Origin of the sequence: uncultured Intestinimonas sp., from assembly GCF_944387725.1 — a bacterium.
GTDB lineage: Bacteria > Bacillota > Clostridia > Oscillospirales > Oscillospiraceae > Intestinimonas.
In genome coordinates this window covers 23,814-31,725 of sequence record NZ_CALXGA010000022.1, presented here as the reverse complement: position 1 = coordinate 31,725, position 7,912 = coordinate 23,814, and the positions used below count along the sequence as shown (strand labels likewise).

10 protein-coding genes are annotated in these 7,912 nt (G+C 66.0%); 9 read left to right on the top strand and 1 reads right to left on the bottom strand.

What is annotated here, in order from left to right; translation table 11 throughout:
* Window positions 1-367: 367 nt before the first annotated feature.
* The 3 genes from Q0K09_RS05155 to Q0K09_RS10750 all read left to right on the top strand — a co-directional run bounded on the left by Q0K09_RS05155 (window position 368) and on the right by Q0K09_RS10750 (window position 2,499).
* On the top strand, window positions 368-1,030 hold the full coding sequence (locus Q0K09_RS05155) for an HD domain-containing protein (RefSeq protein ID WP_294473729.1): 663 nt from the start codon (window positions 368-370) through the stop codon (window positions 1,028-1,030).
* 174 nt (window positions 1,031-1,204) lie between these two features.
* The gene (locus Q0K09_RS05150; RefSeq protein ID WP_365931517.1) at window positions 1,205-2,341 is read left to right on the top strand and encodes an MATE family efflux transporter; all 1,137 of its coding nucleotides are present in this window, start codon (window positions 1,205-1,207) and stop codon (window positions 2,339-2,341) included.
* 11 nt (window positions 2,342-2,352) lie between these two features.
* Entirely contained in the window at window positions 2,353-2,499 is a 147-nt protein-coding gene (locus Q0K09_RS10750) for a hypothetical protein (RefSeq protein ID WP_365931514.1), read from the top strand.
* A gap of 224 nt (window positions 2,500-2,723) precedes the next feature.
* On the opposite strand, the gene Q0K09_RS05145 is transcribed toward Q0K09_RS10750, so the two are convergent.
* The gene (locus tag Q0K09_RS05145; protein ID WP_294473728.1) at window positions 2,724-2,891 is read right to left on the bottom strand and encodes a hypothetical protein; all 168 of its coding nucleotides are present in this window, start codon (window positions 2,889-2,891) and stop codon (window positions 2,724-2,726) included.
* A 218-nt stretch (window positions 2,892-3,109) separates the two neighbouring features.
* Between Q0K09_RS05145 and Q0K09_RS05140 the strand changes: the two genes are divergently transcribed.
* The 6 genes from Q0K09_RS05140 to Q0K09_RS05115 all read left to right on the top strand — a co-directional run bounded on the left by Q0K09_RS05140 (window position 3,110) and on the right by Q0K09_RS05115 (window position 7,910).
* Window positions 3,110-4,396, top strand: a complete 1,287-nt coding sequence (locus tag Q0K09_RS05140) for a dihydroorotase (protein ID WP_294473727.1) — start codon at window positions 3,110-3,112, stop codon at window positions 4,394-4,396.
* Window positions 4,397-4,398: 2 nt separating this feature from the next.
* Window positions 4,399-5,322 (top strand): orotidine-5'-phosphate decarboxylase, encoded by a 924-nt coding sequence (gene pyrF, locus Q0K09_RS05135; protein WP_294473726.1) that lies wholly within the window; start codon window positions 4,399-4,401, stop codon window positions 5,320-5,322.
* Window positions 5,323-5,506: 184 nt separating this feature from the next.
* A complete protein-coding gene (locus tag Q0K09_RS05130) occupies window positions 5,507-5,938 on the top strand; it encodes a hypothetical protein (RefSeq protein WP_294473725.1) in 432 nt (143 codons plus the stop codon).
* Between the two features lie 2 nt (window positions 5,939-5,940).
* The gene (locus Q0K09_RS05125) at window positions 5,941-6,150 is read left to right on the top strand and encodes a hypothetical protein (protein WP_294473722.1); all 210 of its coding nucleotides are present in this window, start codon (window positions 5,941-5,943) and stop codon (window positions 6,148-6,150) included.
* Between the two features lie 34 nt (window positions 6,151-6,184).
* Window positions 6,185-7,003 (top strand): dihydroorotate dehydrogenase electron transfer subunit, encoded by an 819-nt coding sequence (locus Q0K09_RS05120; protein ID WP_294473721.1) that lies wholly within the window; start codon window positions 6,185-6,187, stop codon window positions 7,001-7,003.
* Window positions 6,996-7,910, top strand: a complete 915-nt coding sequence (locus tag Q0K09_RS05115; protein ID WP_294473719.1) for a dihydroorotate dehydrogenase — start codon at window positions 6,996-6,998, stop codon at window positions 7,908-7,910. Before Q0K09_RS05120 ends, Q0K09_RS05115 begins: the two co-directional genes overlap by 8 nt.
* Window positions 7,911-7,912 lie beyond the last annotated feature (2 nt).

Below are 7,912 nucleotides of genomic sequence, written 5' to 3'. Positions count from 1 at the left end.
AAAGCTCCCCTGGCGCTGGGTTGTTGCGCGCACGCTGGCATGGCTGGGCCATTCCAGACGTCTCAGCAAAGATTATGAGATCCTCTCCGCGTCTGAAGAGACAATGGTTAAAATCTCTCATATTCATACACTCGTGAAACGCTTATGAATACGCTTTCTTATTTTGGGTGAAGCACGTTTCCCGTTTTGACATAGAGCGGGGGAGAGGCCAGTAACGTTGAAAACTCCCCCAGTCAGCTGACGCTGACAGCCCCCTCAGAGAGGGGGCCTAAAAAACAGCCGTTGCAAAGCGGGGGGCGATGGGATATGATAACGGGGTGAGGCGGAGGGCCCGGAGCCCCCGCCGGGGAAAAGGAGAGAACGCCCAATGAATGTGACCTTTGAGGCAGTCAAGCAGTCTCAGGAGATTCAGACCTACATCACCCAGGCGGACGCCTCCCTGCTGGCCCTGGGCTACACCGAACACAGCTTCGCCCATGTGGGCCGGTGCGCCAAGGTGGCGGGGGACCTGCTGCAAGATTTGGACTACGACGGGACCACGGTGGAGCTGTGCCGCATCGCCGCCTATATGCACGACATCGGCAACGTGGTCAACCGCAACGACCACGCCCAGACCGGGGCGGTGATGGCCTTCCGCATTCTGGACAAGATGGGCATGGAGCCGGCCCATGTGGCGGCGGTCATCACCGCCATCGGCCACCACGACGACCCCACCGCCTTCCCGGTGAACGCCATTGCGGCGGCGCTGCTGCTGGCGGACAAGACCGACGTGCGCCGCAGCCGGGTCCGTAACCGGGACACCATCAACTTTGACATCCACGACCGGGTCAACTACGCCGTGGAGCGCTCCGACCTGACCCTGGACCGGGGCCAGGGGACGGTGACCCTCTCCCTGAGCATCAACACCGGGGTCTGCGCCGTCATGGACTACTTTGAGATCTTTTTGCAGCGGATGATCCTCTGCCGGAAGGCGGCGGAGTTTTTCGGTCTGGCCTTCCATCTTGACATCAACGGGCAGAACCTGCTATAGTGGTGTCCGCGTCCCGCCGGCGGGCCGAAGGCCCGGCGGCGGGAACCTCTTTGTGACGAAGGGAAGTCCTGCCGGTGCAGAATCAGACTTACCGAGGGGCCCATTCTGCGGCCCCTGCTCTCGTTCTTTTTCCCCATTCTGCTGGGGACGTTTTTTCAGCAGCTCTACAACACTGTGGACGCCATCATCGTGGGAAACTATGTGGGCACCGCCGCCCTGGGGGCGGTGGGGGGCTCCACCGCCATCATCATCAGCTTCCTGGTGAACCTCTTTGTGGGCGTCTCCTCCGGGGCCACGGTGGTCATCGCCCAGCACTACGGCGCCCGGCAGGGGGAGGACGTCTATGAGGCCGTCCACACCGCCGTGGCCCTGGCCCTGGCTGCCGGGGCGGTCATCACCGCCGCCGGTATCCGCTTCTCCGGCCCCGCCCTCCGGCTGATGGACACCCCGGAGGAGGTGATGGACTACGCCGTGGTCTATCTGAGGGTGTACTTCTGCGGGACAGCGGCCTCCTTCCTCTACAACATCGGGGCCAGCATCCTCCGGGCGGTGGGGGACACCAGACGCCCCCTCTGGTTCCTCATGGCCGCCTGCCTGACCAACATTGTGCTGGACCTCTTCTTCGTGGCGGTGCTGGGCCTGAGCGTCTTCGGGGCGGCCCTGGCCACGGTGCTCTCCCAGGTGGTCAGCGCCGTGCTGGTGGCCCTCTCCCTCCTCCGGCCGGGCAGCGTCTACAGCGTCAGCCCCCGGGAGGTGCGCTTTCACCGGGAGAAGCTGCTGGCCATCCTCCGCATCGGCCTGCCCGCCGGCATCCAGTCCAATATGTACACCGTCTCCAACATGGTCCTCCAGTCCCGGTTGAACCTCTTCGGCACCGTGACGGTGGCGGCCTATACCGCCTTTGAGAAGATCGACGGCTTCTACTGGATGATCTCCAGCGCTTTCGGCGTGTCCATCACCACCTTTGTCAGCCAGAACTTCGGGGCGGGGAAGTACCAGCGCCTGCGCCAGGGGGTGCGGGCCTGCCTGGCCCTGACCGCCGGGGTGAGCCTCGGCATCAGCCTGGTCTACTGCCTGGCCGCGCCGGTGCTGCTGCGGCTGTTCAGCCCCGACGGGGCGGTGATCGCCCTGGGGACCCACATGATGTGGTACATCTCCCCCTTCTATCTGCTGTTTGTGTGCATTGAGATCTTCTCCGGCGCGGCCCGCAGGGCCGGGGACGCCCTGAAGCCCATGCTGCTCACCTGCGGCGGGGTGTGCGTCCTGCGGGTGGTCTGGGTGCTGGTGGGCTCTCCCGCTACCCGGCCCTAGAGACCATCCTGGTGAGCTACCCCATCAGCTGGGGGGTCACCTCGGCCCTCTACCTGGTCTACTATTTCCGGGGAAATTGGCTCCGGCGGGGCATCGCCCGGGCGGGCTTCCCGGCGGAGGCCGCCCCCGCAGCGGCCAGCGAGGTCCGTGCCGACTAGGGCTTGTTTGAAACATGTCAATATGCCCAATCAGCGGGTCTTTTGCCCCCTGGACGGCGCAATTTTTCCTTGAAATCCGCCAGGATTCCTGCGAAAAAATTGCTTGCCAGCGGCCCAAAATCCCTCGCTGCTGGACACATCGCCAATTTTCAAACAAGCCCTGGAAGCCGCCGGATAAAAAGATGGAGAACTGCCTGCCGCAGTCCTCCATCCCTTTTTTGCGGCTACATTCCCAGGCGCTGAGACAGGTTCTCCGCCGCGTCCTCAGCGGCCCGGGCCGCCTTCTTCGCGGTGGCCTTCCAGGTCTTCTTCTGGGGGGCCAGCAGCATCCCCAGCGCCGCCCCGGCAGCCATGCCCAGGCCGATGTTCCGCATGGTGTGCTTTGCGTCCATGTTCTTTCCCTCCTTTTCAGGTCCCGCCTTAGTATGTCCCGGATTCACAAAAAATCCATTGCCAAACGCTGCGGTATCTTTTATAATATTGTCTGCCAAATCAATGACAGAATGGGGGCGCCGCACGCCCCTTTTCTGTGCCCCCGGAGGGGGCGGAGGAATGGACGCACAGCCGGGACGGGGGACGTACCCCGCCCGGTCCGGAAAGGAGCGATGATGTGAAGCTGCTCATCCAAAAGGGCCGGCTGGTGGACCCAGTGGGGGGGATCGGCGGTGTGATGGATATTCTGGTGGAGGACGGCCGGCTGGCCGTCATCGGCAGCGATTTGCGGGCGCCGGACGCCAAGGTGCTGGACGCCCGGGGGCTGACGGTCTGTGCCGGGCTGGTGGATATGCACGTCCACCTGCGGGAGCCCGGCTTTGAGTACAAGGAGGACATCGCCAGCGGCACGGAGGCGGCGGCCCGGGGGGGCTTTACCTCCGTGGCCTGTATGCCCAACACCCGGCCGGTCACCGACACGCCGGAGCGGGTGCGTTGGATTCGGGACCGGGCGGCGGCGTGCTGCGGGGTCCGGGTGTGGCCCATCGGGGCGGTGTCCATGGGGGAGCAGGGGGAGGCCCTGACCGACGCCCAGGCCCTGAAGGAGGCGGGGGTCCCCGCCCTCTCCGACGACGGCGTGCCCGTCCAGGACGCAAACCTCCTGCGGGATGCCCTCATCCGGGCCCGGCGGGCGGGGCTCACCATCCTCTCCCACTGTGAGGACGCCAGCATGGTCCGCAATTACGCCGTCAACGAGGGCCGGGTCTCCCGGGCCCTGGGCCTCCCGGGCCGGCCGGCCATCGCCGAGGAACTGATGGTCATGCGGGACGCCATGCTGGCCGAGGAGACCGGCGGAGCTGTCCACATCTGCCACATCTCCACCGCCGGCAGCGTGGATATTGTCCGACAGTTTAAAAAGAATGGGGTGGCCATCACCTGCGAGACCTGCCCCCAGTACTTCACCCTCACCGAGGAGGAGGTCCTCTCCCAGGGGAGTCTGGCCCGGGTCAACCCGCCCCTGCGGACCAAAAAGGACGTGGAGGCTATCATCCGGGGCCTCCAGGACGGCACCATCGACGTCATCGCCACCGACCACGCCCCCCACGCCGCCCAGGAGAAGGCCCGGCCTCTGGCCGAGGCCCCCAGCGGCATGGTGGGGCTGGAGACCGCCCTGGGGGTGACCCTCACGGCCCTCTACCACACCGGGAGGCTGGACCTGTCTGACCTGCTGAAAAAGCTCACCTTCCACCCGGCCTGCATCCTGCGCATTCCCAGGGGGAGGCTGAGCCTGGGGGGGGCGGCGGACTTTACCATTTTCGATCCCAACCAGGAGTGGACGGTGGACCCGGAGCAGTTCGCCTCCAAGGGGAGGAACACCCCCTACGCCGGAAAGCGGCTGAAGGGAAGGGTCAAATACACCATCGTGGACGGCAGGATTGTCTATCGAGATGAGGGAGGGCGCTGAACATGTCTTTTGACCGCTTACAGGAGCAGATCATCCAGAAGCAGAACCCCACCGTGGCCGGCCTGGACCCCAAGCCGGAGCAGATTCCGCCCCATATCCTGAAGGAGGCCTATGGCCGGTACGGCGAGACCCTGGAGGGGGCCGCCCAGGCGGTGTGGCAGTTCAACCAGGGCCTCATGGACGCCCTGTGTGACGTGGTCCCCGCCGTGAAGCCCCAGGCGGCCTACTACGAGCGGCTGGGCTGGCACGGCATGGCCGTCCTGGCCCGTACCATCGCCTACGCCAGGGAGAAGGGCCTCTTTGTCATCGCCGACATCAAGCGGGGGGACATCGGCTCCACCGCCCAGGCCTACGCCGACGCCTGGCTGGGGGAGACCCAGGTGGGGGGGAAGACCCTCTCCGCGTTCGGGGCCGACTGCGTCACCCTCAACGGCTACATGGGCTCCGACACCCTGGAGCCCTTTGTGGAGACCTGCAAAACCTATGGAAAATGCCTCTTCCTTCTGGCCAAGACCTCCAACCCTGGCTCCGGGGAGCTCCAGAACCTCACTGCCGGGGAGAAAAAGGTCTATCAGCTCCTGGGAGATATGGCCGAAAAGCTGGGGGCGGACAGCCGCGGGAAATACGGCTACGGCCTGACGGGGGCGGTCACCGGTGCCACCTACCCAGAGGAGCTCGCCGAGCTGCGGGCCCGCCTGCCCCACACCTTCTTCCTGGTCCCCGGCTACGGGGCCCAGGGGGGGACCGCCCAGGATGTCCAATATGCCTTTGATGGGGAGGGCCGCGGGGCCATTGTCAACGCCTCCCGGTCCATTATGTGCGCCTGGCAGAAGACCGGGCGGGACGGCCTGGACTACCAGGAGGCCGCCCGGGCCGCCGCAGAGGAGATGCGGGACGCCATCGGCGCGTATGTGACCATCCGCTAGGGCTTGATTGAAAATTGGCGATGTGTCCAGCAGCGAGGGATTTTGGGCGGCTGGCAAGCAATTTTTTCGCAGGAATCCTGGCGGATTTCAAGGAAAAATTGCGCCGTCCAGGGGACAAAAGACCCGCAGGTTGGGCATGTTGACATGTTTCAAACAAGCCCTAGACCCGGAGAAAGGAGGCCCTATGGAGAGGAACCGTCCGCCCAGGCGGTGCGGCTGCTGCGGCCAGGAATCCCAATATCTCCGGGACTTCCGGGTGCGGGATGATATAGTGGGCTGGAGGATCGAGGTGTTCGAGGCCGCCCTGTACCGCTGCCCCGCCTGCGGCCATTTCGACTTCTTCGAGCGGGAGGAGGACCGGGAGGCCCGCCTCCAGGAGGCCCAGCGGGCCCAGGAGCGTCGAACATACATCGAGTCTCTGCCCGATTACTTCTGCCCCCGCTGCCGGAGGATGGGGAAGAGCGAGCAGTGTCCCTCCTGCGGCACGACCTGCCTCCCGGCGCAAAAGAGCCCGGAGCCGGAGGAAGCGCCCGTCCCGGAGCCCGTCCGGCCGGAGAAAAAGAAAAAGCGGCGCTGGCTGGGCAGGGACCCGGACAAGCCGGATTGGGAGGGTTGAGCATGGAAGAAGCACGCAAGGAATCGACGGAAAAACGCTGCCCCGCCTGCGGGGCGGCGCTGGAATTTCTGAGCCCGGCCCTGCTGCCGGCCCGGCTCAACTACCTGTGCGCCCGGGCGGACCTCTACCTGTGTCCCCAGTGCGGGCGGTACGAGTTCTACCGGGACCCCCGCTGGCTGGAGCGGGACAGGGAGAGACAGGACCGGAGCTGACCGGGGCTCCACACGCAAGAAAGGGGAAGCTGCCATGCCAATCCAAGCCGAATGTACGGTGGCGGAGCTGGTCCGCCTGAATGAGTTCGCCTATTCCATGACCCTGGAGACGGGGGAGGCTATGGCCGCCCAGGTTTCCTGCGGCCAGTTTGTCCACCTCAAGTGCGGCGGGGAGCGGCTTCTGCGCCGGCCCATTTCGGTCTGCCAGTGGGGGGAGAATACGCTTCGGGTGGTCTTTGAGGTCCGGGGGGCGGGCACCGCCTGGCTCTCCCGCCGGAAGCCGGGGGACCGGGTGGACGTGCTGGGCCCCCTGGGCCGCGGCTTTGACCTCTCGGGCCGGCGGCTCCTGGTGGTGGGGGGCGGCATCGGTGTGCCCCCCATGCTGGGCTGCGCCCAGGAGGCCGCCCGCCTTGGGAAGGAGGTCCACGCCGTCCTGGGCTTCCGGGACGAGGGGCGCCGGATGCTCACCGGGGACTTCATCGACTGCTGCCGGTCCCTGAACGTCATCAGCGACGACGGCTCCACCGGGCGGAAGGGCTTCGTCACTGAGCTGGTGGAGGAGTTTTTGCAGGCCCAGGCCTGCGGGACCTGTGATCCGGTACTGTGCACCGGGTGCTCCGGGCGGCCAGCGCCGCCGGAGGTCCTGGCCTGCGGGCCCAAGGCCATGCTCCGGGCGGTTGCCCAGGTGTGCCAAACCTACGGCGTGGGCTGCCAGGTCTCCCTGGAGGAGCGCATGGGCTGCGGCGTGGGGGCCTGCCTGGTGTGCGCCTGCGACATGGCCGACGGACGCCGGAAGCACGTCTGCAAGGACGGCCCGGTCTTTCGGGCGGAGGAGGTGAGCTGGGATGCTTGACCAGAGGGTGGACCTGGCCGGAGTGGAGCTCAAGAACCCCATTGTGGTTCCCTCGGGGACCTTTGGCTTTGGCCGGGAGTACGGGCAGTTTTTTGACCTGAGCGAGCTGGGGGCCATCTGCGTCAAGGGCCTGACCCCCCAGCCCCGGGAGGGCAACCCCGCCCCCCGAATCGCCGAGACCCCTATGGGCATTCTCAACTCTGTGGGTCTCCAGAACCCTGGTGTGGACACATTTATCGCCCAGGAGCTCCCCGAGCTCCGAAAGCACGATGTGAAGGTCATCGCCAACATCTCGGGGAACACCCCAGAGGAGTACGGCGGGATGTGTGAAAAGCTCTCTGCGGCTGGGGTGGACATGATTGAAGTCAACATCTCCTGCCCCAATGTGAAGGCGGGGGGTCTGGCCTACGGCACCCGGCCCGAGCTGGCCGCCGAGGTCACAGAGGTGGCCAAGCGCCACGCCGCCGTCCCCGTGATGGTGAAGCTCTCCCCCAACGTCACTGACATCGCCGAGATTGCCCGGGCGGCAGCCGGGGCGGGGGCCGACGCCCTGAGCCTCATCAACACCATCCGGGGGATGCGCATTGATGTGAAGACCCGGCGGCCCATCCTGAAGATGAACACCGGGGGGCTCTCCGGCCCGGCGGTATTGCCGGTGGCCGTCCGCATGGTGTGGGAGGTCCGCGCCGCTGTGGACCTGCCCATTTTGGGCATGGGAGGGGTCTCCACCGGGACCGACGCCGCCGAGCTGATGCTGGCCGGGGCTACGGCGGTGGCGGTGGGCACCGCCTCCTTTGCCGACGTCTACGCTCCCGTGCGGATCCGGGACGAGCTCCTGGCTCTGGCGGAGGCCCAGGGGCTCAGCCGCATCTCGGAGCTCACCGGGGCCGTCCGGCCCTGGGAATAGGG